Source organism: Acrocarpospora macrocephala (assembly GCF_009687865.1).
Lineage (GTDB): Bacteria > Actinomycetota > Actinomycetes > Streptosporangiales > Streptosporangiaceae > Acrocarpospora > Acrocarpospora macrocephala.
The window spans coordinates 22,006-47,396 of the sequence record NZ_BLAE01000005.1 but is presented as its reverse complement, the minus strand read 5'-3'; the positions used below and the strand labels follow the sequence as shown (position 1 = coordinate 47,396).

Annotated in this window: 21 protein-coding genes; 10 read left to right on the top strand and 11 right to left on the bottom strand. The window is 71.6% G+C overall.

The genetic code is table 11. The features are described 5' to 3' along the window. The first annotated feature begins 95 nt into the window (after positions 1–95). The 6 genes from Amac_RS03190 to Amac_RS03165 are packed head-to-tail and all read left to right on the top strand — an operon-like array spanning position 96 to position 8,022. Entirely contained in the window at positions 96–1,082 is a 987-nt protein-coding gene (locus tag Amac_RS03190; RefSeq protein WP_155352775.1) for a cupin domain-containing protein, read from the top strand. After that, positions 1,079–2,146: a cupin domain-containing protein gene (locus Amac_RS03185; RefSeq protein WP_155352774.1), complete on the top strand. Its 1,068-nt coding sequence runs from the start codon at positions 1,079–1,081 to the stop codon at positions 2,144–2,146. The genes Amac_RS03190 and Amac_RS03185 overlap by 4 nt, the downstream gene beginning before the upstream one ends. A gap of 2 nt (positions 2,147–2,148) precedes the next feature. Continuing rightward, positions 2,149–3,045 carry an AAA family ATPase gene (locus Amac_RS03180; RefSeq protein ID WP_218040859.1) on the top strand — a complete coding sequence of 299 codons (897 nt, stop codon included), beginning with the start codon at positions 2,149–2,151 and terminating at the stop codon, positions 3,043–3,045. Beyond that, positions 3,042–4,817 carry a thiamine pyrophosphate-binding protein gene (locus Amac_RS03175; RefSeq protein WP_155352773.1) on the top strand — a complete coding sequence of 592 codons (1,776 nt, stop codon included), beginning with the start codon at positions 3,042–3,044 and terminating at the stop codon, positions 4,815–4,817. Before Amac_RS03180 ends, Amac_RS03175 begins: the two co-directional genes overlap by 4 nt. Next, positions 4,814–6,265: an aldehyde dehydrogenase family protein gene (locus Amac_RS03170; protein ID WP_155352772.1), complete on the top strand. Its 1,452-nt coding sequence runs from the start codon at positions 4,814–4,816 to the stop codon at positions 6,263–6,265. Before Amac_RS03175 ends, Amac_RS03170 begins: the two co-directional genes overlap by 4 nt. Beyond that, a complete protein-coding gene (locus tag Amac_RS03165) occupies positions 6,262–8,022 on the top strand; it encodes a thiamine pyrophosphate-binding protein (protein WP_155352771.1) in 1,761 nt (586 codons plus the stop codon). Before Amac_RS03170 ends, Amac_RS03165 begins: the two co-directional genes overlap by 4 nt. Position 8,023: 1 nt before the next feature. Here the strand turns inward: Amac_RS03165 and Amac_RS03160 are convergent, their stop codons facing one another. The 7 genes from Amac_RS03160 to Amac_RS03130 form a co-directional block, all read right to left on the bottom strand. Further along, positions 8,024–9,247, bottom strand: coding sequence for an MFS transporter (locus Amac_RS03160; RefSeq protein ID WP_155352770.1), 1,224 nt, complete (start codon positions 9,245–9,247; stop codon positions 8,024–8,026). Then, positions 9,240–10,385: an ABC transporter ATP-binding protein gene (locus Amac_RS03155; protein WP_155352769.1), complete on the bottom strand. Its 1,146-nt coding sequence runs from the start codon at positions 10,383–10,385 to the stop codon at positions 9,240–9,242. The genes Amac_RS03160 and Amac_RS03155 overlap by 8 nt, the downstream gene beginning before the upstream one ends. Positions 10,386–10,414: 29 nt before the next feature. Further along, positions 10,415–12,145 carry an ABC transporter permease gene (locus Amac_RS03150; protein WP_218040858.1) on the bottom strand — a complete coding sequence of 577 codons (1,731 nt, stop codon included), beginning with the start codon at positions 12,143–12,145 and terminating at the stop codon, positions 10,415–10,417. 67 nt (positions 12,146–12,212) lie between these two features. Further along, positions 12,213–13,313, bottom strand: coding sequence for an ABC transporter substrate-binding protein (locus tag Amac_RS03145; protein ID WP_155352767.1), 1,101 nt, complete (start codon positions 13,311–13,313; stop codon positions 12,213–12,215). Then, a complete protein-coding gene (locus Amac_RS03140) occupies positions 13,310–14,434 on the bottom strand; it encodes an ABC transporter substrate-binding protein (protein WP_155352766.1) in 1,125 nt (374 codons plus the stop codon). Before Amac_RS03140 ends, Amac_RS03145 begins: the two co-directional genes overlap by 4 nt. A gap of 86 nt (positions 14,435–14,520) precedes the next feature. Next, the gene (locus Amac_RS03135; protein WP_155352765.1) at positions 14,521–15,147 is read right to left on the bottom strand and encodes a cupin domain-containing protein; all 627 of its coding nucleotides are present in this window, start codon (positions 15,145–15,147) and stop codon (positions 14,521–14,523) included. 97 nt (positions 15,148–15,244) lie between these two features. Beyond that, positions 15,245–16,066 (bottom strand): NAD(P)-dependent oxidoreductase, encoded by an 822-nt coding sequence (locus tag Amac_RS03130; protein WP_155352764.1) that lies wholly within the window; start codon positions 16,064–16,066, stop codon positions 15,245–15,247. 77 nt (positions 16,067–16,143) lie between these two features. On the opposite strand from Amac_RS03130, the gene Amac_RS03125 reads away from it, so the two are divergent. Further along, positions 16,144–17,397 carry an MFS transporter gene (locus tag Amac_RS03125; protein ID WP_170322281.1) on the top strand — a complete coding sequence of 418 codons (1,254 nt, stop codon included), beginning with the start codon at positions 16,144–16,146 and terminating at the stop codon, positions 17,395–17,397. On the opposite strand, the gene phtC is transcribed toward Amac_RS03125, so the two are convergent. Beyond that, positions 17,394–18,149, bottom strand: a complete 756-nt coding sequence (phtC, locus tag Amac_RS03120; protein WP_155352762.1) for a 3,4-dihydroxyphthalate decarboxylase — start codon at positions 18,147–18,149, stop codon at positions 17,394–17,396. The two genes, Amac_RS03125 and phtC, sit on opposite strands and share 4 nt — an antisense overlap. Before the next feature lie 98 nt (positions 18,150–18,247). Here phtC and Amac_RS03115 point away from each other — a divergent pair, with 98 nt between their 5' ends. Continuing rightward, positions 18,248–19,024, top strand: coding sequence for a FadR/GntR family transcriptional regulator (locus tag Amac_RS03115; RefSeq protein ID WP_218040857.1), 777 nt, complete (start codon positions 18,248–18,250; stop codon positions 19,022–19,024). 118 nt (positions 19,025–19,142) lie between these two features. On the opposite strand, the gene Amac_RS03110 is transcribed toward Amac_RS03115, so the two are convergent. Continuing rightward, a complete protein-coding gene (locus tag Amac_RS03110) occupies positions 19,143–19,883 on the bottom strand; it encodes a histidine kinase (protein WP_174900135.1) in 741 nt (246 codons plus the stop codon). A gap of 206 nt (positions 19,884–20,089) precedes the next feature. On the opposite strand from Amac_RS03110, the gene Amac_RS03105 reads away from it, so the two are divergent. After that, positions 20,090–21,277: an FAD-dependent oxidoreductase gene (locus Amac_RS03105; RefSeq protein ID WP_155352760.1), complete on the top strand. Its 1,188-nt coding sequence runs from the start codon at positions 20,090–20,092 to the stop codon at positions 21,275–21,277. Here Amac_RS03105 and Amac_RS03100 read toward each other — a convergent pair. Further along, the gene (locus Amac_RS03100; RefSeq protein WP_170322280.1) at positions 21,239–22,099 is read right to left on the bottom strand and encodes an AfsR/SARP family transcriptional regulator; all 861 of its coding nucleotides are present in this window, start codon (positions 22,097–22,099) and stop codon (positions 21,239–21,241) included. The genes Amac_RS03105 and Amac_RS03100 overlap by 39 nt on opposite strands. Before the next feature lie 11 nt (positions 22,100–22,110). After that, the gene (locus Amac_RS03095; protein ID WP_155352758.1) at positions 22,111–22,413 is read right to left on the bottom strand and encodes a nickel-binding protein; all 303 of its coding nucleotides are present in this window, start codon (positions 22,411–22,413) and stop codon (positions 22,111–22,113) included. Positions 22,414–22,503: 90 nt separating this feature from the next. On the opposite strand from Amac_RS03095, the gene Amac_RS03090 reads away from it, so the two are divergent. After that, positions 22,504–25,389, top strand: coding sequence for a helix-turn-helix transcriptional regulator (locus Amac_RS03090; RefSeq protein ID WP_155352757.1), 2,886 nt, complete (start codon positions 22,504–22,506; stop codon positions 25,387–25,389). Positions 25,390–25,391 lie beyond the last annotated feature (2 nt).

The window sequence follows — 25,391 nt, the reverse complement described above, 5'->3', positions numbered from 1 at the left end:
CGGGCGATAGCGCCTTGCGACGTCTGGTAGAACGGTTATACCATTCGTCCAGTTCGATCGAGCTTGCGGCCGGTCGATGAGGAATGGAGCGGGCATTGGGTAAGAGTGGACGTGTCTTCGTACGCGGACTGACATCGCAGACCTACGGCCTCGGCGAGTTCCGCAGCCGCCAACTCGCCGTGCACCGGGTCCGCGACGACAGCGTCGTCGTGGACGACGCGAAGGTGGGTCACTCCGGTGACAGCGAGAAGAGCCGCACCTGGTGGCGCATCGGCCCGGGCGACGAGGAGTTCCTCACCCAGACGATCCAGGTCCACTTCGTGGAGCTGCCGCCGGAATCGTCCAACCACGGCCACGGCCACCAGAACGAGGCCGCCTTCTACATCCTGGAGGGGCGCGGCTACGAGATCCACGACGACCAGCGCTACGACTGGGCGAAGGACGACCTCGTCTACGTGCACACCGACTCGGTGCACCGGCACTTCAACCCCTACCAGGAGCGGGCCGTCGCGCTGGTCGTGAAGGCCAAGTGCACCTGGATGTTCATGGGCTTGATCCAGCAGGGACGTTCCGGGCCGATCGACCGCCCGGAGGAGTTCGGCCCGCGCGAGGACTGGTCGCGGATCTGGACGCCGGGCGTGCTGGAGCGCAAGAAGGTCATCAGCCCCGCCGACACGGTGTGGGAGGACACCCCGCTGGGCCGGGTCCGCGTCATGGCCTCGCCGGACCGCACCGACGGCCGCATCTTCAGCACTGACGCCTTCGAGCTGGACATCCCCGCCGGCGGCCGCAGCGGCAAGTACTGGAAGATGGCCGACGAGGTCTACTACGTCCTGGACGGCTCCGGCTACGCCCTGCAGTGGGAGGTCGAGGCCGAGATCGCGGAGAAGTACTACGCCCGCGTCGCGCTGGAGCCCAAGCGGTACGAGATCACCCGCGGCGACACGCTCTACGTCCCGCAGAACCACGTCTGCCAGCTGTTCGCCGCCGACGGCACCCCGCTGCGGCTGTTCAACGCCCAGAACCGCGTCTTCAAGCACCTCGGTTACGACACCGTCCACTACTTCGAGCCGGCCTCGTGAGGGCCCGGACCACCACCGGCGTCAGCCACTACGAGGTGCAGAAGACCCGGCGGGCGAAGTTCATCGAGGACTGGCGGGACAACCGCCGCGACGTGGTGTCCCTCGCCGACGTCACCCTGCACGACAGTCCGCGCGGCAGCCGTATCGGCGTGTACGTCGGGGTCGACGGCGACCGTCCCACCCGGACCATGGACGCCCTCGCCCACGAGTTCCCGCCCGGCACGGTCACCACCGTGCACCGGCACTCGTGGGACGCCATGGTCCTCGTCGTCGCCGGCTGGGGGTGGACGGAGATCGACGGGCAGCGCGTCGAATGGGGGCCCGGCGACTCGCTGCACATCCCCGCCTGGGCCTGGCACCGCACCGGCAACGACGGCTCCGCGACCGCGCGCTACCTCACCTTCTCCAGCGAGCCGATGCTCTCCACCATGGGCATGTCGATCGTGGAGGACGCCGGGCACACCCCGTACCGCGACCTGGCGCCACGGCCCGAGTTCACCGCGCACCTGGACGGGGACGACCCATACGCACGGCGGGTCCGCCGTCTCGGCCGCGAGCAGGCCACCCGCCGCGCCGGACGGCTGCACACCAGCTGGGACGATCTCGAACTCGTCAACACCCCGCGCGGCACGCGCACCACCTTCCTGCTCGACCGCGCCATCGGCTACCAGGCGTCCGGCATCACCATGGCCATGTTTGAAATCGCCCCGCGGCGTGGCCAGTCCATGCACCGCCACCCCGGCGAGGCCTGGCTGTACGTCCTGGACGGTCAGGGCCACACCTACCTGGGCACCGAGCCGGAAGGCGGCACGGTGCACCCGTGGCGCAAGGGGGACCTGATCGTCGTCGACCACTTCCTGTGGCACCAGCACTTCAACGACGACCCGGAACGCACCGCGAAGGTGGTGCGCATCCACATGTTCGACAGCCTGCTCGAAACGATGCGGGCCCTGTGCGACCCGCTGGTGCTCTTCGAGGAGCCGCCGACGCACATCCGCGACCGGCAGGCCGGCGATCCCGGCACCGTGGACTGGCCGGCGCCGCACCGCCCCAGCTGGCCCTGACCGTGGCCGACCTTCGCCTGCCGCCGGGTATCAGCGGCATCCACACCCTGCCCGCCGACCACCACGACGGCCCCTGGGACTCGATGATCGTCCCACCGGGGACGAAAGAGCGCCTGCTCGGCACGGCCGTTCTCGTGCTGCGCCACGGGCGGGCGCTGCGCTCGCTCTCCGGGCCGCCGCACGGCCTGGTGGTCCTGTCCGGGCCGCCCGGCACCGGCAAGACCACCCTGTGCCAGGGCCTGGCCCAGGCGGCGGCCGTCGCGGTCGCCGCCCGCGGCGCCACCACGTTCGTGGAGGTCGACCCGCACGCTTTTCCCGGCGAGATGCTCGGCGAAAGCCAGCGCGCCGTCCGGCGGCTGTTCACCGAGACCCTGCCCGAACTCGCCGCCCGCCGCCCGCACACCGTCGTGCTCGTCGACGAGGTCGAAGCCCTCGCGGTACGCCGGAGCGCCGCCTCCTTCGAGACCAACCCGGTCGACGTGCACCGCGCCACCGACGCCGTCCTCGCCGGCCTCGACTCGCTCCGCGACGCGTGCCCCCATCTGCTGCTGCTCGCCACCACCAACCTCACCGGGGCCGTCGACGAGGCGTTCCTGTCCCGCGCCGACCTGGTGCTGGAGCTGGACCTGCCTGACACCGACGTCCTCGCCCGCATCGTCGCCTCGTCGCTGGCCGAACTCGCCACCCTCTGGCCGAAGTTGCGGCCGCTGGCCGAGGACACGCCATTGCACGCCAAACTCGCCACCGCCTGCGCGGGCTTCGACGGCCGCCGGATGCGCAAGACCGTCCTCGCCGCCGTGGCACAACGGCCCGAACTGGCCGCCGACCCCGAACGCCTGACCGCCGATGACCTCCTGGCCGCCGTCGATGTCGCCGCTATCCCGGCGGTGACAGCGTGAATCCCGACGTGGAACGGCCGGAGGGACTGTCGCCCACGCGGGGGCTCCCCGCGTGGGGCAGTGACCTCGTCGTCGACCTGCTGCATGCCCAGGACGTGCCGTACCTGCCGATGAACCCCGGCTCATCGTTCCGGGGCCTGCACGACTCGGTGGTCAACCACGGCGGCAACCGGAGCCCGCAGCTGCTGCTGTGCCTGCACGAGGAGATCGCGGTCTCGCTCGCCCACGGCTGGTCCAAGGCCACCGGACGGCTCGGCGTGGCCGCCGTGCACGATCTCGTCGGGTTGATGCACGCCTCGATGGCCGTCTACAACGCCTGGTGTGACCGCACACCGCTGCTGCTGCTCGGCGGCAGCGGCCCGGCCGACCCGGCGCTGCGCCGCGCCATCGACTGGAGCCACTCCGCCACCACCCAGGCGCAGCTGGTCCGCGACTTCGTGGTCTGGGACGCCGAACCCGCCACCGCCGGCGCGTTCGCCGCCGACCTGCTGCGGGCCAGGCAGCGGGCGCTGTCGGCGCCGCGCGGACCGGCGTACGTCTCGCTCGACGCCGGTGGGCAGGAGGAACGCCTCGATGCGGTCCCACCCCTTCCCGACCCCCGCGCGTTCCTCCCCGCACCCGCCTTCGGACCGGATCCGGCCATCCTGGAGGAGGCGGTGAACGCCCTCGCCGCCGCCGAGCGCCCGGTCGTGATCGCTGGGCGTGTTGCCCTCGACCCGGCGTCGGCCCCGCCGCTGGCCGCGCTCGTGGAGCTGCTCGGCGCGGCCTACCACGACGACCGCAACATGACCGCGCTCCCAACAGCCCACCCGCAGAACTGCACGGGTGATCGGGGCGTCATCGGCGAGGCCGACGTCGTCCTCGCCGTCGACGTCGTCGACCCGGCCGCCATACTGAACCCGCGCCCGCGCGGCCCGCGCCACGGCGGCCCCGAACGTTCGGCGGACGCCCGGGTGGTCATCGACCTGTCCCACGGTGACCTCGGCCTGCGTTCCTGGAGCAACGCCGGGGCCGCGCCGTACCCACGCGACATCGCGCTGCTCAGCGATCCGCTGCTCGGCCTGCGGATGCTGCTCGACGCGCTCGCCGACCGGGTGAAACCGGCGGCCGCATCGGCCCGTCGTGAGGTCGTGCGCGAGCGCGCGGCCCGGCTTCGACGGCGGCAGCGCGGGGCCGTCGAGGCCCGCTGGGCGGACCGGCGCATCTCTCCGGCCCGGCTCGTCGGCGAGGTCTGGCAGGCGGTACGCGACGCCGACCATCTGCTGTGCCTGCGCAACACCCGGACCTGGCCGGAAGGGCTCTGGCAGCTGCCGGGCGCCGGTTCCTACCTCGGCCACTCAGGGGGCGGCGGCGTCGGTTACGGGCCGGGGGCGCTGATCGGCGGAGCGCTCGCCGCGCGCGACCGTGGCCAGCTCGCCGTCGGCATCATCGGCGACGGCGACCTGCTGATGGCCGCCGGTGCGCTGTGGACCGCCACCCACTACCGGATACCGGCGCTGATCGTGGTCAACGACAACAGCTCCTTCTACAACGACGAGCCGCATCAGGCAGAGGTGGCGAACGAGCGTGGCCGCCCGGCTGAGAACAGCTGGATCGGCATGCGCATCGCGGACCCTGCCGTCGACATCGCCGCGCTGGCCCGCTCGTACGGCTGCTGGGCGACAGGCCCCGTCGAGGATCCGGACGAGCTGGGGCCATCGCTGCGGAACGCGCTCGCGGCGGTCCGCGAGGGTGCGACCGCGGTGGTCCACGCCCGGGTGGCTCCCCGATGAGCCCGGCCGATGTGCAGCACCGCCTGATGCTGGTCGGCGGCGCCTGGGTCGACGCCGCGGCCGGTGGCCGGATCGAGGCCGTGGACCCGACCAGCGAGGAGCTCATCGCGACCATACCCGCCGCCGGCGCGGCGGACGTCGAGGCAGCCGTGGACGCCGCCCACGCGGCCGCCCCCGGCTGGCGCGACCTCGGCTGGGCGCGCCGCGGCGCCCTGCTGCGGGAGCTGGCCCGGCGCATCGACGCCGAGGCGGAGTGGCTGGCCCACCTCGACGTCCGCGACGCCGGTCTGCCGCTGTCCGGCGCGCGCGCCGACGTGACCGGCGCGGTCGCCGAGATCGGCTACTACGCCGGGCTGGCGCCGGAAGCCCGGGGCAGTACGGCTCCGCCCGCACCGGACACGCTGTCCTACACGGTGCGCGAGCCGTACGGGGTGGTGGCCAGGATCGTGCCGTTCAACCATCCGTTCAAGTTCGCCGCGGGCAAGGTCGCCGCACCGCTCGCCACCGGCAACACGGTCGTGCTCAAACCGGGCGAGCAGTCGTCGCTGTCCGCGCTCGAACTCGCCAGGATCGCCGCCGACGTGCTTCCCCCCGGCGTGCTCAACGTGATCACCGGTACGGGCGCGGCGGCCGGCGCGGCCCTGGTCGCCCACCCTGGCGTGCACCGGATCGCCTTCACCGGCTCCGTCCCCTCCGGCCGCGCCGTGCTCCACGGCGCGGCGGAGGGGATCAAGCACGTCACGCTCGAACTCGGCGGCAAGAACCCGATCATCGTCTTCCCCGACGTGGACGTCGACCGGGCCGCCGCGGCCGCGATCGCCGGGATGAACATCGCCCGGTGCACCGGGCAGTCGTGCGGCTCCACCTCCCGCCTCTACGTGCACGCCGACATCGCCGGGCGGTTCCAGGACGCGCTCGTCGAACAGCTGGCGCGGCTGCGCGTCGGCGACCCGATGGGGGAGGACACCCAGGTCGGGCCGCTCGCCTTCCGCGCCCACCACGACCGGGTCCTGGGATATCTCGACACCGCCCGCCGGGAGGGCGCCACCATCGCGTACGGCGGCGGTCGCCCGGCCGGTCGCCCGCGCGGCTTCTTCGTCGAACCGACCCTGCTCACCGGCCTCGACGACACCATGACCGTGGTCCGGGAGGAGATCTTCGGGCCGGTCATGTCGCTGCTCACCTGGCGGGACGTCGACGACGTGGTCCGCCGTGCGAACGACACGCCGCTCGGCCTGACCGCCAACGTCTGGACCAGGGACGTGTCGGCCGCGCACCGCACCGCGGCCGCGCTGGAGGCGGGCTACGTCTACGTCAACGGCACCGGCAGGCGCCCGACCGGCACCCCGTTCGGCGGCTGGAAGAGCAGCGGCCTGGGCAAAGAGAACAGCTTGGAGGAACTCGTGTCGTACACCCGCGAGAAGACCGTGACGGTGACCCTGTGGTGAACTTCGCCCCCTACTCCGAGCCGGTCTGGGGCTCGGACGTGATGGTGGACGTGCTGCGCGGGCTCGGGCTCAAGTACGTCGCGCTCAACCCCGGCTCGTCGTTCCGCGGGCTGCACGACTCGCTCGTCAATTACGGCGGCGACGAGATCACCATGATCGAGTGCCCGCACGAGAAGATCGCGATGGGCGTGGCGCACGGGTACGCGAAGGTGACCGGCGAGCCGATGGCCGTCATCCTGCACGACCTCGTCGGGCTGCTGCACGGCACCATGGGCGTCTACTACGCCTACATCGACCGCACCCCGGTCCTCGTCCTCGGCGGCTCGGGCCCCGCCGACCACGTCCGCCGCCGGCCCAACATCGACTGGATCCACTCCGCCAACGTGCAGGGCGAGGCGGTGCGCGCCTACACCAAGTGGGACCACGAACCGCGCTCGCTCGCCTCGGTGCCGGCCATCCTCGCCCGCGCCCACCGGATCGCCCGCGAGCAGCCGGCCGGTCCGGTCTACGTCGCGCTCGACGCCGGGCTGCAGGAGGACCAGGTGAGCGACCCCGTGCCGCTCCAGGACCTGGCTCGCCTCGCCGCGCTGCCCTCGGCCCTGGCGCCTGAGCCGGCCGCGCTGCGCGACCTGGCCCGGCGGCTGTGCGCCGCCGACCGCCCCGTGATGGTGCTCGGCTATCCGGGCCGGCACCCGGAATCCTTCGACACCCTCACCCTCCTCGCGGCGGAGGTGGGGATCGGCGCGGTCGAGACCCACTGGCGGCTGAACTTCCCCAACCGGCACGAGCTCAACGTGACCGGTTCCGCGGCGCTGGAGCGCGCCGACTGCGTGCTGTTCGTCGACGTGAAGGACATGGGCAAGGCGACCCAGCGGCTGGAGTCCGCCACCCGGCGGATCACCTCCCGCCTCGCCGCCGGCACCGCCATCCTCGACCTGGGCTTCAACGACGTGGGCATCTCCTCGTGGAGCGAGGACTACGCCGAGCTGGTCCCGACCGACCTGCAGGTTACCGCGGACACCTCGGTGGCGCTGCCGCTGCTGCTGGACGAGTGCCGCCGCGTCCTGGCCCAGGAGCCGCAGATGCGGCGGGCACGGCGGGAGGCGTGGCGCGACGAGCTGCGCGACCTGCACCGGGACACCTGGGCCGGCTGGCGGACCGCCGCGGACAAGCAGGCCGGGGACTCGCCGGTGTCCACCGCCCGGCTGGCCGCCGAAGTCTGGGAGGTGGTCCGCGAGCACGACTGGGTGCTCACCGCGGGAACCGCCGCCGAGTGGGCCCTGCGCACCTGGGACTTCGACCGCCCCCACCGGCACCCGGGCCGGCAGCTCGGGACGGCCACCCAGATCGGCATCTCGCTCGGCGTGGCCCTCGCCCACAAGGGCACCGGGCGGCTGGTGGTCGACCTGCAGCCCGACGGCGACCTCATGTTCGACGTGGGCGCGCTGTGGGTGGCCGCCAGGTACGAGCTGCCGATGCTGGTCGTGATGTTCAACAACCGCGCCTACTACAACGACTGGGAGCACCAGGAGCGGCTGGCCCGCCAGCGCGGCACCCCCCTGGACCGGGCCGCCATCGGCATGGCGATCGACACCCCGGCCCCCGACTTCGCCGCCGTCGCCCGCGGCTTCGGCTGGCAGGCCGAGGGGCCGGTGACCGACCCCGACGCGGTGCGGGCCGCGGTACGCCGGGCCGCCGACCACGTCATGGCCACCGGCCGCCCGGCGCTCGTCGACGTGGTCTGCCAGCCCAAGTAGCTCACTCCTCGGCGACGACGCCGGTGTAGGAGCGCACCACGGGTTCCCGCGTCCAGAACGCCGCGGCCACCAGGATCGGGCCGAAGGCTCCGACGGTGAGCGCGGCGACCGGGCCGACCAGCCCGGCGAACGCGCCGACGACGACATCCCCGATGGCCGGGCCGCCGCGGGAGGACATCTGGTAGAAGGCGGTGACCCGGCCGCGGATCTCGTCCGGCGTGTCGATCTGCACGGCGGCGTGCCGGATGGTGGTGGCCATCGCGTCGCAGGCGCCGAGCAGCCCGGCCGCCACGACCGCCGTCCAGTACAGCGGCGCGTGCGCCAGCAGCAGCGCCGACACGCCGTAGAGCGCGGTGGCGGCGAGCAGCACCGCGCCCTGCCTGCTGCTGCGCTGGACGGTCCGGTAGACGGAGTACGTGGCGAGCAGCGCCCCGGCCGAGGGGGCGGCCGACAGCACGCCGTACCCGGTGGAGCCGACCTGCAGGACGTCGACGGCGAGGGCCGGGAGCAGGACCCGGTAGGCGCTGAACACGGTGGCGGACAGGTCCAGCGCCATGAGCCGGTAGATGAGCGGGCGGTGCCGGATGTACCGGGCGCCCTCCGCGATGGAGTGCAGCACCGAGCGCCGCTCCCCGCCCGGCGTCAGGCCGGCGATCCGCATGACGGCGAGCACCGCGACGAGCAGGCCGTAGGTGGCCGCGTCGACGGCGTACATGAGCCCGGGACCGGCGACGGTGATCAGCATCCCCGCCAGCAGCGGCCCGACCAGGATCGCCAGTTCCCGCGACGGATTCAGCAGCGCGATCGCCTGGCCGATCTGGGCCCGGGGGACCAGGGCCGGGATGAGCGCCTGCCGGGCCGGCTGGTCGAACGTCGCGGCGGCGGTGGTGAGCACCACGGAGGCGACGACCTGCCAGGCCTGGACGCGGCCGGTCAGGGTCAGCCAGGCCAGCGCGGCGGCCACCACGAGCGCCACCCCCTGCGCCGCCTGAAGCAGCCTGCGCCGGTCCAGCCGGTCGGCCAGCGCGCCGCCGAGCGGGCTGAGCACCAGCAGCGCGACCGCCTGCGCCGCGCCCACCAGACCGGTGTACGCGATGGACCCGGTCAGCTGGTACACGTGGTAGAAGTTGGCGGCCACGGTGCCGCGGGTGCCGATCTGGGAGGCGACGACCCCGGCCCAGTAGAGGGTGAAGTCGCGGTTGCGGAGGACGGAGCGTTCAGTCAACCGGCACCAGCGACAGTTGGTCGGGGTCCAGCCGCACGAAGACGTCGGTGCCCGGCCGGATGGACACCGACGGGTTCCCGCGCGCCCGGATCTCGCGCTCGCCCACGCGCACCACGTGGTCGACGGCCTCGCCGAGGAAGGCGCGGGTCAGCACGGTGCCCTTCCACTCGTTGAGAGCCTCCCCGGTGCGCGGGACGGTGCCGACCTCGACCGCCTCCGGCCGGATGGAGACGATGACGTCGGCGCCGACGGCGATGTCCGCGGTCGAGTTCAGCGCCAGCGGACCGTCCAGGGCGTTCACGGTGTAGCGTTCGCCGTCCCGCGCCTCGACCTTGGCCGGGATGAAGTTCGAGGTGCCGATGAACTCGGCGACGAACCTGCTGTTCGGCTTCTGGTAGATCTCCCGCGGCTTGCCCAGCTGGATGATGTTGCCGTCCCGCATCACCGCGACCGAGCTGCTCAGCACCAGCGCCTCGGTCTGGTCGTGGGTCACGTAGACGGAGGTGATGCCGAGCTCGCGTTGCAGCCGCTTGAGCTCGTAGCGCAGCGACTCCCGCAGCTTGGCGTCCAGGTTGGACAGCGGTTCGTCCAGCAGCAGCAGCGGCGGCTCGATGACCAGCGCCCGGGCCAGGGCGAGGCGCTGCTGCTGGCCGCCGGAGAGCTTGGTCGCCTGCCGGCCGGCGAGCGCGTCCAGCTCCATCGTGGCGAGCACCCGGCCGACGCGTTCGCCGATCTCCCGCTTGCTGGGGCGCTGCCCGCGCCGGCGTACCTGCAGGGGGAAGGCGACGTTGTCGAAGACCGACATGTGCGGCCAGATCGCGTAGGACTGGAAGACCATGCCGAGCCCGCGCTCGTTCGCGGAGACGCTGAGCACCCGCTGGCCCTCCAGGGATCGGAACAGCGCCCGGCCGCCGACCTCGATGGTCCCCGAATCCGGCCGTTCCAGCCCGGCGATCGACCGCAGGGTGGTCGTCTTGCCGCAGCCGGACGGCCCGAGCAGGGTGAACATGTCGCCCTCGGGCACGGTGAAGCTGACGTCGTTGACGGCGAAGACGCGGTCCGTGGCGCCGGTGGCCGCCGCGCGGCGGCGGCGACGTTCGCCGTCGAACGATTTGACGAGATTCTCGACGCGAAGCATCGTGTCCTCCTGATCGTGGCCCGCCGGGCCTAGTTCTCCCGCAAGCCGACCTTGGCGCCGAGCTTGTATGCCACCGTGACGAGCACGACCAGCGTCAGGACCATCACCACGCCGAGCGCGGCGAGCACGGTGAACTGGCCGTTCTCGTATTGTTCGAAGATGAGGATGGACAGGACCTCGTTGCCGGGGCTGTAGAGCAGGATCGAGCTGGACAGCTCGCGGAACGAGACCACGAGGATGTAGATCCAGCCGGCCAGCAGGCCGGGCGCGAGCAGCGGGAGCAGTACCCGCCGGAAGGTCTGCCACCAGCTGGCACCGCTGACCTGCGCCGACTCTTCGAGTTCGGTGGCGATCTGTTGCATTGAGGTGACCGAGTAGCGCATGCCGTACGGCATGTACCGGGTGACGTACGCGATGAGCAGGATGAAAATGGTGCCGTAGATCGGAATCGGGCTGCGCAGGTACACGAAGGACAGCGCGAGACCGAGCACCAGGCCGGGGATGACCAGCGGCACGAACGCGAACTGGTCGATCAGCTGGCGCCCGGGGATGCGGGAGCGCACCGTGATCCAGGCGGCGATCGCCATCACGGCCATCACCAGCGTCGCGGTCGCGACCCCGAGGAACAGCGAGTTCCGCAGCGCGGTGGCCGCCTGCGACAGGCCCAGCAGTTCGACGTAGTTGTCCAGCGACATCGACCGCAGCGCCGCCATCGACGGCGCCTGGTAGAACTTGAGCAGCGAGGTGTACAGGAGCACGACCAGCGGCGCCGCGACGGTCAGCAGGAAGTAGCAGACGATCGCCGCGCCCATCACCGGGCGCCACTTGCCGAGCTCCATCGGGCGCGGGCGGAAGCCCTTGCCGGTCACGGTCTGGAAGCTCTTCCCGGCCCGCCCGACCAGGTTGGAGATGGCGACGCCGAGCACGGCCAGCACCAGCAGGCCGAGCGCCAGGGCGCCGGCGGCGGCGAGGTCCGGCGGGTAGCTGCGGAGCACGAAGTAGATCCGGCTGGTGAAGACGTAGATGCCGTTCTGCAGGCCGAGCAGCGCCGGCACCTCGAAGCTCTCCAGGCTGCGCACCGCCATGACGAGCACGGCCGCGACGATGGCCGGGCGGGTCAGCGGCACGGTGATCTTCCGGAACACCTGCAGGCGGCTCGCGCCGCACATCAGCGCCGACTCCTCCAGCGACGGGTCCATGGAGCGGAACGCGGCGACCATCAGCAGGAAGACGATGGGGGACAGGTGCAGCCCCTCGACCCAGATCATGCCCCAGATGGTGAAGATGTCGACGGCGGCGGGGCCGAAGACCGGTTCGAGGGCCTTGTTGATGAGGCCGATGTCGGGGCTGGCGAGGAAGATCCACGAGATGGTGTACAGGATCCCCGGAATGATCAGGGGGATGATCGACGCGGCGAAGAACAGCGCCTTGAACGGCACGTCGGTCCGGACGTTGAGGTAGGCCAGGCTGGTGCCGACCACGAGGGAGAGCACCGCGGAGCCGGCCGCGAACCAGAGCGAGTTGCCGATCAGGCTGCCGATCCGGGAGTCGCCGTACGCGGTGGCGAACCCGCCGAGGGTGAAGCCCGAGGCGTCGAAGAAGGTGCCCCAGAGCAGGTAGTAGAGGGGCACGAGGGCGAGGTAGCCGATGGCGCCCGCGACCGCGATGATGATGATCAGTTTCGGGGTCGGCCACCACCGGCGTCGCGGGGTGAGCGGCGCCGACCGGTTGGCGGTCACGACGGGGGATGCGGTCGACATACCTCTCTCCATGGGACGTACGGACGTGTGATGGCGGTGCGGGCGCCGGGCCGGCGCCCGCACGGGGTTATTCGGACAGCACCTCGCCGCCGGCGACGACCTTCTCGTACCGTTGGCTCCACTCCGGGCCCTTCTCGACGAGCGTCTTGACGTCGATCGGGATGATCTTCAGCTGCTTGAGCGGGTCGTCGCCCTCGACGATGGCCGGGGTGAGCCCCTCGTCCACGAGCAGCTTCTGGCCCTCCTGCAGCATCCAGTCCGCGAACAGCAGCGCCGCCGCCGGATGTCTGGCGCTCTTCATCAGGCCGAAGCCGTTGGGGCGGGCGACGATCGGCTCGACGAACGGCAGGTAGTCGACCGGAGCGCCCTTGGTCTTGGCGCGCTGCACGATGTAGGAGTAGTTGGAGGCGACCACGGAGAACTGGCCGGCCGACAGCAGCTCGCCCTGCACCGTGTGCCCCTTGACGATCTTCGCGCCGTTCGCCATGTCAGCGAAGATCTTGTCGATGTCCGCCGCGGACTTCCCCTGCTGCTGCCAGTAGGTGTAGAGCGTCAGGTACCAGTCGTAGTCGGCGAGCTCCATCGAGAGCTTGCCGTCCCACTTCGGGTCGGCCAGCTCCTCCCAGGTCTTGGGTTGCTGCCCGGCGGGTACCAGGGTGGTGTTCCAGCTTGGCGCGAACAGGTTGAAGCGGGTCGCGGTCCAGCCGTCGAACCGGCCCGCCTCCGGCACCAGGTCCCGGCGCTCGCCCGCGTACGTGCCGAGCAGCCCTTCCTTGTTGAGCGCGAAGAGCTCGTTCGCGTTCGTCTCCACCATGTCGTTGCCCTGGTAACCGGCGCCGCGCTCCTGCAGGATCCGCTGCAGCACGGTCTCGGAACCGGCCCGGTACAGGTTGATCTCGACGTCGTAGGTGTCGGCGAACGCGTCGGTGACCACGGTGGCGACGTCGCTCGTCATCGACGTGTACAGGTCGAGGGTGCCCTCCTTCTCGGCCAGCTCGACGAGCTTGTCACGCCGGGCCTGACCGGAGAGCGGGCCTATTTCCGCGTACAGCTTCTCGGCGGCGGTGGGTCCGCTGGCGCCGCCGGCGCTGGTGCTGGCGGTCGGGGACGAACCGCAGCCGGTCGCCGCCACCGTCAGGGCAAGCCCGGCGAGGGCGACCCGTTTCATTGGACCTCCTGTCCCGCGCTGAGGATCTGGGCGTAGAGGTCGTCCCACTTCTTCGGGTTCGCGAGCAGTTCCTGCTCGGGTACGGGGACCACGGTGAGATCGGCGAACGGATCCGTGGCACCGGGGATCGAGCCCACCCGGAAGGCCTCGGCGAGGATCTTCTGCCCCTCGGTGAGTTCCCAGTCGATGAAGAGCATCGCCGCCGCCGGGCTGGTCGCGGTCTTCATCAGCGCCACGCCGTTGGGCCGGACGATGATCGGCTGGACCGGGCCGCCGGACGCCGGATGCCAGCTGACGGGGGCGCCCTTGTCGGCGGCCTTGTCGACGGTGTGGCTGTAGGAGGACACCGTGATCCCGAACTGGCCGGCCGACAACAACTCGCCCTGCGTGGTGTGCCCCTTGGCGATCTTCGAATTGGCGGCGATCCGGGTGAACAGGTCGCGCACCTCGGCCTCGGACTTGCCCTGCTGCAGGAAGTAGGTGTACAGACCGGCGAACCAGTCCACGTCCCCGACCTCCATGGAGACCTGGCCCTTCCACTTCGGATCGGCCAGATCCTCGATGGTCTTGGGCTCCTCGCCCGGCTTGACCTTGGTGGTGTTCCAGCCGACGACGAAGGCGTTGAACCGCGACGCCGTCCAGCCCTCGGCCTTGCCCTCCTTGCGGACCGCCTCGCGAAGCTCACCCTGGTACGGGTAGAAGAAGCCTTCCTTGTTCATGATGTTGAGTTCACCGGCGTTGGTGTCGATGAAGTCGTTGCCGAAGTAGTTGGCCTGCTGCTCCTGGAGGACGCGCTGCAGCACCGACTCCGAGTTGCCCCGGTACACGCTGACGTCGATCTTGTAGGTGTTCTCGAACCCCTCGACCAGGCTGTCCATGTCGGTGTTGGAGGTGTAGATGGAGAGCTTGCCCTCCTTCTCGGCGAGCTCGACCAGCGTCTTGTGGCGCTCCTCGCCGGTGAGACCGTTGATGCGGTCGTAGACCGCCTGCGCCTTGGCTGCGGCCGCGTCTTTCGCGTTGGTGTCAGTGGTGCCGGTCGCGGTCGGGGACGCACCGCAGGCCGTGAGGACGAGCGCGGTCACCATCGCGGTGACCGCGGGAAGGATCGAGGGGTGTCGCATATGCAGCTCCTGCAGTGCTCACCGGGCCGGTGTCCGCCGGCGCGGTGATGGCGTGGTTCATGTGCCCCCGAGAGATGAGCGGTGGGTCAGCTGGTGTGCGGGTCGCTGACCGGCTCGACGATCGAGTCGGCCTCGCGGCCCTGGTGTCCGCCGTGCACGGTCCCGCTGTCGATCGCGGCCCGCAGGAGTTCGAACCCCTGCTCCTTGGTGAGCTGGACCGAGTGGCGCTCGATGTTGTGCAGCCGCATGGTGCGCAGCAGACCGGTGTCCTGGATCGCGAGGTACCGTGAGGTGTCGTTCTCGTCGAGGTTGAAGTGCTGGTGCCAGGCCCACCGCGGCGGCGCGAAGAGGGTTCCCTCCGACCACTCGACCACCTCGACCGGGTCGTCATCGTAGTTCAGGAGCGAGTAGCCGCTGCCTTTGACGATGTAGAGGTAGGCCTCCGTGGTGTGCCGGTGGCGCACCGAGGCGCCGCCCGGTTTGAGCTCCGCGAGGTGCGCGTTGAGCACCTCGTAGTCGGCCAGGTCGAACCACTGGCCACGGTTGTTGCGCCACGGCCGTTCCGGTAGATCCATCTTCCGCAGGTCGTGCGGGACGACGAGGCCCTTGATCGGGGGGTGTCGCTTGTTGAACTCGTCCCGCGCCGAGATCTCGGACGCGTCGCGGTTCTTCTTCTCGCTCGACAGGACGCCTTTCAGGTATTCGTCACGCACTTTTTTCCTCCAGAACGCCGTATTGACGATGAGTAGATCCCTGTTGGGGCTAAAGGTCTAACCTATGGTCCATACTGTTACGTGAATGTTACGCCCGTTATGACTGGTAGAGCGGCCCGTTACCCAGCAGACGCGCGACATCGCCCACGCCTATGGCGGTCATCACCCGCCGCGCCGTCTCGGCGACCGGAATCTCGAAGCCGACCTCGGCGGCGAGCGTGGCCGTGTTGGCGAGATCCTTGGCGTGCCAGGTCAGGCGCATCTGCTCCAGCTCCCGCAGGGTCCGCGAGTCGGTCGGCCCGTCCATCAGCGCCCGGCGCAGCACGCGGACATCGACTCCGGCGCGGCGCGCCAGCTCCAGCGCCTCGGTGACCGCGCAGATCTGGGCCCAGTGCACCAGGTTGTTCGCGGTCTTGCCGACCTGGCCGGAGCCGAGGGGGCCCAGGTGGTGGACCGCGGCGGTCCACGGGGCGAGCAGCGGGCGCACGCGTTCCAGGGCGGCGGGGTCGCCTCCGACGAGCAGGTTGATCTCGCCCGCCTCCGCGCCGCGTACCCCACCGGTGAGCGCCGCGTCGAGCACGTCCACGCCCGCGGGCGCGTCCGCCGCGACCTGGCGGCACGTCTCGGGCCGTACCGACGAGCACAGCAGGACGACGGCGCCCGCGCGGGCGCCGGCCAGCACGCCCGAGGAGCCGAGGCAGACCTCCAGGACATCCGCGTCGGTCGGCACGAAGACGGCCACCGCGTCGGCGTCCTTCGCGGCCTCGGCGTCGCCGGCGGCGGGGTGGGCGCCGTGCTCCTGCGCGGCCCGGACCGCCACCGGGTCGAGATCGCGCACCGTCACCCGCACGCCGGCGGCGAGCAGGTGCCGCGCGACGGGCAGCCCCATCGCCCCGAGGCCGATCACCGCAACTCCCATGACTTTTCCTCCTGATCGTGGTGATTCACGTGTGGTAGAAATGTAATACCATTCGTCCAATCTGGGAGGGTTGCTCGTTGCGTCGACTGAGCGCCGGTCTCGCCGTGCGCGTGCGTGCCGCCGGGCAACGGGTGTTCCGGTCCCTCGCCATCCGGAACTACCGCCTCTACTTCGCCGGGCACGCGATCAGCGTCGCGGGCACCTGGATGCAGCGCGTCGCCCAGGACTGGCTGGTGCTCGAGCTCTCCGACTCGGCGGTGGCCCTGGGCATCTCGACGTCGCTGCAGTTCCTGCCGACGCTCGTCTTCGGGTTGTGGGGCGGCGTCCTCGTCGACCGGTGGGACCGGCGCCGCATCATCATGCTGACCCAGACGGTGAGCGCCCTGCTCGCCGCCGCCCTCGCCGCGGTTGTGCTGACCGGCAGCGTGCGGCTCTGGATGGTGTACGCCCTCGCGCTCGGCCTGGGGCTGGTCACCGTGCTCGACACCCCGGCGCGGCACGCGTTCGTGACCGACATGGTCGGCCCGGAGGACTACATCAACGCCCAGTCGTTGAACTCGACGGTGCACAACGTCGGCCGCCTCGTCGGCCCGGCGATCGCCGGTCTGCTCATCGCCGCCGTCGACGTCGGCGTCGCCTTCGCGGTCAACGCGCTGTCCTTCGCCGGGGTGCTGCTCGGGCTGGCCCGGATGGACACCACGGCGTTACGCCGGCTCCCGCCGGTCGCGCGGGCCCGGGGCCAGGCCAGGGAAGGGCTCCGGTACGTCTGGCACCGTCCCGAGTTGTGCGCCTGCCTGGTCCTGGTGGCGGTGGTCGCCCTGCTCGGCCAGAACTTCCGCGTGGTCTTCCCGCTGCTCGCCCGCGACACCTTCGGCGGCGGCGCCGAGGTGTACGGCTGGCTCACCTCCGCGCTCGGCGTGGGCGCGGTGATCGGCGCGCTGGGCAGCGCCGCCCGCCAATCGGTTATGGCCTGGTCCCTGCTGCGCTGGACGTGGGTGTTCGCGGGGGTGAGCGCGGTCGCCGCCTTCACCCCGTGGCTGGCCGCCGCGCTGGCGGTGATCGTCGGCCTGGGCGTCGCGAACATCGTGTTCAACACGCTCGCCCGTACCCTCCTGCAGATCGGCGTCGAGCCCGCGATGCAGGGGCGCGTCATCGCGCTGCACAGCCTCATCTCCCTGGGCAGCACGCCGATCGGCGGCCCGATCACCGGGCTGGTGTGCCAGCGGTGGGGCCCGGGCGCCGGGCTGCTGCTCGCCGCCGTCTCGGTCGGCGCCGCTGCGGCGGCCGTGACACCGATGTTGCGCCGGGCACGGGCGAACGGCTCGGCCTAGCCTTCTGTCTCCAGCAGGCTGAGCCCCGCGAGCCGCAACCGGGCGAGCTGGTGACGCCAGATCTGCAGGTCGTTGAAGGCGCTGCCCAGATCGGGCAGCTCCGCCACGTCCTCGGGCGGAAGGTCGGCCACCGGGCGTCCCAGCCGGGCCAGCTCGAGGCCGAGCCCGGCGAGCACCTCCAGATTCAGCGCCCGGACGACCGCCTGCTCGACTGCGTGCTCACCCGAGCCGACCGTGACGATGCCATGGCCTCTGAGCACGCACACCGGCGACGAGCCCATCGCCGCGACCACCTCGCGGCCGAGTTCGGGACGGCGGACCAGCACGGAGCGCGGGTAGACCGGCACCCCGTCGAGGGCGAGCCGGGCGGCCGGAATGTTGTAGGCCCCGAAAACGGGGCGCAGCGGGACGTCCGTCAGCCCGGCGAGGAGGACGCCGGGCGGATGGGCGTGCAGGACCGCGTCGACGTCGGGGCGCGCCTTCAGCACCTCGGTGTGGATCGGCAGCTCCGCGGGGGCCGACCAGCCGTCGAGCGGCTGGTCCCCACCGTCGAGGCCGACCAGGTGGATGTCCTGCTCGGTGGTGAAGAGCAGCCCTTCCTCGCGCGGACCGCGGCACCGGACGAGCAGCGTGTCGGCGGTGGCGCGCACGCTCACGTGGCCGAGGATGTCGGCGGCGAGTCCGGCGTTGGCGAGGATCCGGCACGCGAGCGCCACGGTTCGACGCAGCCGTCCCGCTGGTGTTGACGTCACCAACCCCGCCCTCCTCTTGAAACCGGGGAATAGTCTATTGGTATGACCACACTCCCATCGCACCGTACAATATCCACAGCGGCGGGTAGCGGCGCTCGATGCGAGAGGACGACCTGATGGCCGGCGATGAGGATTCCCGATTCGGGTCCGTGGAGTCGGGAGCCGAACTGTTCAGTCCGGTGAGCCTCTCGCGGGTCTCCCAGGTCATCGTCGACCAGATCCGCCTGCTCATGCGCCAGGGCAAGCTCAAGCCCGGCGACCGCCTGCCCAGCGAACGCGAGCTGTGCGGGCGCTTCGGGGTGAGCCGGGTCACCGTCCGCGAGGCACTGCGGGTGCTGGAGGCCGGCGGCCTGGTCGACATCCGGGTAGGGGCGCACGGCGGCGCGTTCGTGACCACGCCGACCAACGCCCGCCTCGGCGAGGGCCTCGCCGACCTGCTCAAGCTCAGCCCCCTCACCGCGGCCGAGGTGACCGAGGCGCGCATGGTCTTCGAACTCGGCATCGTCCCGCTCGTGGTGGAGCGCGCCACCACCGAGGACATCGCCGCCCTGAAGGAGATCTGCGCCCGCCAGCGCGCGGCGCTGAAGGACGACTCATACTCGATGACCCTGTCCGCCGAGTTCCACATCCGCGTCGCCGCCTGCACCCACAACATCGCCATCGAAATGCTGGTACAGAGCTTCCACGGCCCCCTCCTGATGTCCCTGCGAGAAGCCCAAACACTGGCTCCACTAATGGGCCGCCGCGGCAACACCGAACACCAGGCCTTCGTAGACGCAATCGAAGCAGGCGACACCGAGGCCGCCACCAAGATCATGCGCGAACACCTCCAGCGCACAGCCGACCGAGTCGCCAAGAGCACCTCGGAAACCTGACCGACCCGGGCCTGGGTCCTGGACAGGCTGCCGGCCGAGTGCGGTCCTGCTGTCGCCGGGACAGCCGACGACCTTCAGCCTGTCGACGGGTGGAGGTCGTCGATCCGGGGCGGGAGCGTCAGGTGGGCGCGGTCGCCTCCGCCGAGATCTCGTCGAGCATGGCATGGGCGGGGGAGTCGTCCGGCACGGCGCGAGCCGCGAGACCGGCCTTGAGCTTGATCGCGGCCAGCGCCGGTCCCAGCCCGTCGTGCAGGTCGCGGCGGAGCCGGCGGCGCTCGTCCTCCCGCGAGGCCACCACCTCGGCCCGGGATCGGGCCAGGTCGTCGTGGAGCCGCACCGCCTGCACCGCAGTGCCGACCTGCTGCGCCAGCGCGCCGATCAGGCGGAGGTCGACGGGATCCAGCGGGTCGTCGCCGCCGCGCGCCCCCGAGCCCGGCCACGAACGGCAGCGCCGACAGGCCGAGGGCTCCCCAGGGCAGAAGACGAGATTGCCCCAGCTCTGCGCGAGCAACGGGTACGGATCCGGACGCTCAACCCGCACTGCCACAACCCCCGCATCCTGCCGTACCACGTCATACGAGAGGCTCGTTCCCAGTCGCGGGCGAGCGACAGCGCCAAGACCATCGGCGAAACGACTCCCGGCGACGCCGGTCACGAGATCCCCGGCCAGCAACCCTGACCCCGCCCGCGGGACATCCACCACCACGCCGTCGAGCTGCCAGGTCGACCAGCCCAGCCGCACCACGCTGCCGTCCGACGGCGCGTCCAGTCGAACGGCGGTCGCCAAGACCCCCAGCACCACCAAGAAGATCGCGACCGCCGCCGGACCCCGCCGCGACCGCGACAGCCACGCGGACACGCACCCCATTCTCCCCGACACCCGAGCAGGAAACCATCAAAGCGAGGTCACAGGCTGCGGAGCGGCAACGCGGCGGCAACAGGGCCCGGCTATTCATGTCTCAGCGTGCAGCCGTCCGGCCGCGCCCCATCGTCTTGAGGAGACCTCGACATGAGCGACGCCTCCGCTGTCGCCGCCAACTGATCGAGGAACGGAAGGGGTTCCCCATGCACTCTCCATCGGCCGACCGGTACGACGTACTGGTCGTCGGCGCGCGCTGCGCGGGAGCCGCCACGGCGATGCTGCTCGCCCGGGCTGGACTGCGCGTCCTGGTCGTCGACCGCGCCGAATCCGGGACCGACACCCTGTCCACGCACGCGCTCATGCGCGCCGGCGTGCTGCAGCTGGCCAAGTGGGGGCTGCTCGAAAGCGTCATCGCGGCCGGGACGCCGGCGATCACCCAGACCCACTTCGACTACGGGACCCACGCCGCCACCGTCCCCATTCGAGCCACGGCGGGGGTGCCGGCCCTGTACGCGCCGCGGCGGACCGTGCTGGACGCCCTGCTCCTCGACAAGGCCGCCGCGGCCGGTGCCCACGTCACGCTCGGCGTCAACATCACCGGCGTCCACCATGATCGGCTCGGCCGGGTGTGCGGCGTCACCGGCCGGGACCGGCGGAACGTGTTCCACGCGTACGCGCCGCTGGTCATCGGCGCCGACGGCCTGCGGTCGACCATCGCCGAGGCGGTGGGCGCACCGGTGACCAAGCGCGGCCGGAGCGCGGGAGCGGTGTGGTACTCGTACGTGACCGGCCTGGCGAACGAGGGCTACCGCTGGTTCTACCGGCCGGGGGCGGCGGCCGGCTTCATCCCCACCAACGGGGGCGCCACCTGCGTGTTCGCCGGCATGCCCGCCAGCCTGTTCGGCGTGTCCCGCGTGCAGGACCACCGGCAGGCGCTCGCCGACGCCTTCGCCCGGGCGGCCCCGAGGGCGGCCGCCGAACTCCGCGCGGCCGTCCCCGCCGGGCCGGTACGCGGCTGGCCGGGCGTCCCGAGCCTCATCCGGGCGGCGCACGGCCCCGGGTGGGCGCTCGTCGGCGACGCCGGCTATTTCAAGGACCCCCTCGGCACGCACGGGATCACCCAGGCCCTGCGGGACGCGCAGCTGCTCGCCGAATCGATCGTCTCCGGTCACGGCGGATCGGAACCGATCGAGACGGCGCTCGCCCGCTACGAGCGCACGCGGGATGAGCTGTCCGCCGACCTCTTCACCGCCACCGACGCCATCGCCTCCTACGACTGGGACCTGCGCGAGGTCCACCGCCTGCTGCGCCGCCTCTCCGGGGCGATGAGCCAGGAGGTGGAGCTCCTGACCTCAGGATGCGCGACGGCTTCCGTCGTGCGGACGGCCTGACGCCGGCGCCAGGCGAAGCAGCGGCCGCGGATCCGCGACCCCCCGCAGGACGCCGGCCACGACGTGCCGCAGCCCTTCCCCGGGCTCGATGCCGAGCTCGTCGACGAGCGTGCGGCGGGCCCGCCGGTACGTCCGGTGCGCGTCCCCGGATCGGCCGTTCACCTGCAGCGCGACGATCAGCAGCTCCCAGAGCCGCTCCCGCAGCGGATGCTCGGCGACCAGGCGTTCGACCTCGCCGACCGTCGTGTCCCGCAGGCCGGCGGCCAGCCTGGCGGCGAACAGGCCCTCGTACGCCTGGAGCCGCAGTCCCTCCAGGTAGTCCGCCTCCGCGACCGCCCAGCCGTGCACCGGGCAGCCCGTCAACGCCGGCCCGCGCCACAGCGCCAGGCCGCGGGCGAAGCTCCGCGCCGCTTCGGCGTATCGCCCCTCCGCGCTGTGGCGCAAGCCGCTCGTGGCCAGCTCCTCGAACCAGTCCCGATCGACCCGTACGGCATCCGCGGCCAGCGCGTACCCCGGATCCCGCCGCTGGATCGCCCGCCCTCCTTCGACCTCGGTCAGGGCGGCGCCCAGCTTGGCGATGTGCGCCTGCAGCGTGCGCATGGCCGTGGGCGGCGCGTCCTCACCCCACAGTCCGTGCACCAGCTGCTCGGCCGTGACCATGCTGCCCGCCTTGAGCGCCAGCAGCGCCAGCAGGCCCCTGCGGCGTGGGGGCAGCGCGACGACGCGGCCCCCGCACCGCGCCTCGAGCGGCCCGAGCACGTTGATCGCCCAGGTCCCGCGCCGGATCTCGATTGCCGCGTGGAGGGTTGTCGGTTGGCCCATCTCAGTTTTCCTCATATCCGGCGGGAGCTACCCGCACCATCGCCCCGTACCTGGTCTGCCCGACCGGCTAGCTCGATCTGCAGCTCGTAGATCTCCGTCGTGGGATGTCCGGCCTTGTCGTGGACCCGGAGCACCGCTTCCTTCGACGGACCGGAGGAAAGGCAGAAGACCTTGCCCGCCTCCGGGTCAAGCCACGCGCGTTCGAAACGCACGCCCTCGCTCGCTTCGACCGCCAGAGCGCGCTCGTGCACCTCGCGCAACTGGTCTTCCGTGACATCGACGAATCCGCTGTGCACGTCCATGAACTTCGCCATGGGTACAAGCCTCTATGCGGATAGCGTGCGAATCATCGGTCAGGTGACCTATTGCGCCGGTGTCGGATACTGACGTGGAGGGGGTGCGGAATGCCGGCTCATGGTGTGGTCCAGTCGCCCGTTCTCGTCGGCAGGGACGAGTTCGTCGCGCTGGCGGATCGACGGCTCGCCGAGGCGGCGGCCGGGGCCGGCCAGTTGCTGTTCGTCGCCGGCGAGGCGGGCATCGGCAAGACGCGCCTGCTCGGCGCGATCGCGCGGCGGGCCCAGGCGAGGGGTTTCACGGTGGTACGGGCGGCGGCCTTCCCCGGTGACGCGCAGTCGTTCGCGGGTCTGCTCCTTGATCTGGCCGGGGATCTGACGGCTGCTCGCGAGCCCGCGCTGAGCGACCTCGGCCGCAGCCTGTCGTCCCGGCTGCGCGCGATCTCCACGGCCGACGGGGACGCGCATCGCCAGCGCCGCCTGCTGGTGCAGAACCTGGTCGACCTGCTCGTCATGGCCGAGCCGGGCGGCCCGATGCTGGTGATCCTGGAGGACCTGCACTGGGCCGACGAGCTGAGCCTCGATGTGCTCGGCCACCTGCCCGGCCGGCTCGCGTCGAGGCCGGTGCTGGTCGCGGGCGCGTACCGCAGCGACGAGCTGTACCCGAAGCTGCCCATGCGCGACCTGCGGGCCCGGCTGCTGCCGCAGCGGCTGGCCGAGGAGATCCGGCTGCCGCGGCTGAACCCGGACCAGATCGCGACCATGACCGGCGCGGTGCTGGGCCGGCCGGCTCCGGCCCAGGTGGTGGCGGCGATCCATGACCGGAGCAACGGCATCCCGCTGCATGTGGAGGAGTTTTTCGCCGCCATCGACCAGGACGCGCTGACGCCGCAGTCCGGCGCTGTGGTGCTGGCGGCGGCGGTGCCCGACACGCTGGCCGACGCGGTGCTGAGCCGCGCGCGGCACCTGGCCGCGCGGACCCGCGAGGTGGCGTCGGCGGCGGCCGTCATCGGCCGCTCCTTCGACTTCGACCTGCTGACCGCGGTCACCGAAGCCGCCCCGGCCGAGGTCGCCGACGCCCTGCGCGAGCTGCGGGAGGCATACCTGGTCATGCCGGGAACCGACGCCGTCACCTTCGACTTCCGGCACGCGCTGATCCGCGACACCCTCTACGCCGACACCGACCTGCCCGTACGCCGCCGCCTTCACGAGAGCGTGGCACGGACGGCGTCGGAACGCGGCTACCGCGATGAGTTCATCTCCACCCATTTCGAGCAGGCGCAGCTCGCCGAACGCGCGTACCACCACGCGCTCCTCGCCGCGCGGGAGGCCGCGTCGATATCGGCCCACGGCGAGGCGCTCCAACTGTTCCGCCGGGCGGTGCGCAACCTGCCCGCCGGGCTCTCGGCGGTGGATCGGGCGGACCTGTTCGCCGCGCTCGGCGACGAAGCGGCGGCCATAGACGACAACACCGCAGCCGCCGAGGCGTACCGGACGGCTCATGACCTGGCCACCGGCGTCGGCGAGGTGCGCGCGGCGGCCGCTCTGGTGCCGCGCATGGTCGCGGTCGCGCACCTGCTCGGCACCGGTCTCGACGCCCGGGTACGGACCCTGCGCGGCGCGCTCGACAGCCTGGAGGGCGTGACCGGTGCGGACCGCGAGCGAGCCAGGTTGCGCTCGGCGATGGCCGCCACATACCTGATGGACGACGGCCTGGACGAGGCCATCGTCCACGGTGAGCGCGGTCGCGCGGAAAGCCGGCGCATCGGCGACGACGAGGCCGTCCTCAATGCCGAGGCGACGCTCGGCTCGGTGCTGGTCTTCGTAGGCCGGATGGATCAGGGCTGGGAGCTGCTCGAAGGCGCGATCGCCCGTGCCCGCGACACCGATCAGGAGGCGGAGGCGGCGCGCGGATACCGGATGATCGGATCGTGCGCGTCCGTGCTGGTGGAGTACGACCGCGCGGAGCACTGGCTCGCGGAAGGCGTGCGCTACGGGGAGAAGGTCGAGCTCTGGAACCACCGGCACTACATGGCGTCGCATCTCGCGCATGTCCAGTGGGCCACCGGTCAGTGGGACACGGCCAAGATGACCGCGCAGCAGGCGCTCGCCGACGGGCGTGGCGGCATCACGACCAGGATCACCTCGCTGTATGTGCTGGGCTACCTCGCGATGGGACGCGGGGACTGGGACGCCGCCGCGGAGTTGCTGGGGGAGGCGTCCGCCGAGGGGGAGCGGATGGCCGAGCTGCAGCGGCTGTCGCCACCGCTGTGGGGGCTGGCCGAGGCCGCGCGGTGCCGGGGCGACCATGACACGGCGCTCATGCTCTGTGAACGTGGCCACGAGGTGTCGGCGAATGTCACCGACGCCGCGTATCTGTTCCCGTACCTGCTCACGGGGGTACGGGCGCACCTGGCGCGCGACGACGTCGAGGCCGCGCAAGCCTGGTCGGACCGGGTCGGCGTGGTGCTCGCGGCCCGTGGCATCCCCGGTACGCTGCCCGCCGTCGAGCACGCGCGCGGACTCCTCCTTCTCGCCCGCGGGGACGTAGCCGCGGCGCAGCGGACGCTGGCGGCGGCGAGTGAGTCGTGGCAGGCCAGGCGCCGGTTCTGGGAGGGCGCCTGGGCGCTGCTCGACCTGGCGGCCGTGGCCGCCAAAGCCCGGCGCCATGCCGAGGCGGGGCGGCTTGTGGCCCAGGTGCGCGGTAGCGCGGAATCGGTCGGCGCCACCACTCTCGTCGACGCGGCCGACCGGCTCGCCGTCCCGGTCGGCGGGCGGCCCGTGGATCCGTGGCATCCGCTTAGCGGGCGGGAATTCGAGGTGTCGCAACTCGTCGCGGCCGGCCTCACCAATCGGCAGATCGCCGAACGGCTCGTGCTGTCGCCCAAGACGGTGTCAGCGCATGTGGAGCACATCCTCACCAAGTTGGGGGCGGCACGCCGTACCGAGATCGCGGCCTGGTGCGCGACCGTCCGGCGCGAGCCGCCGGACCAGTGAGT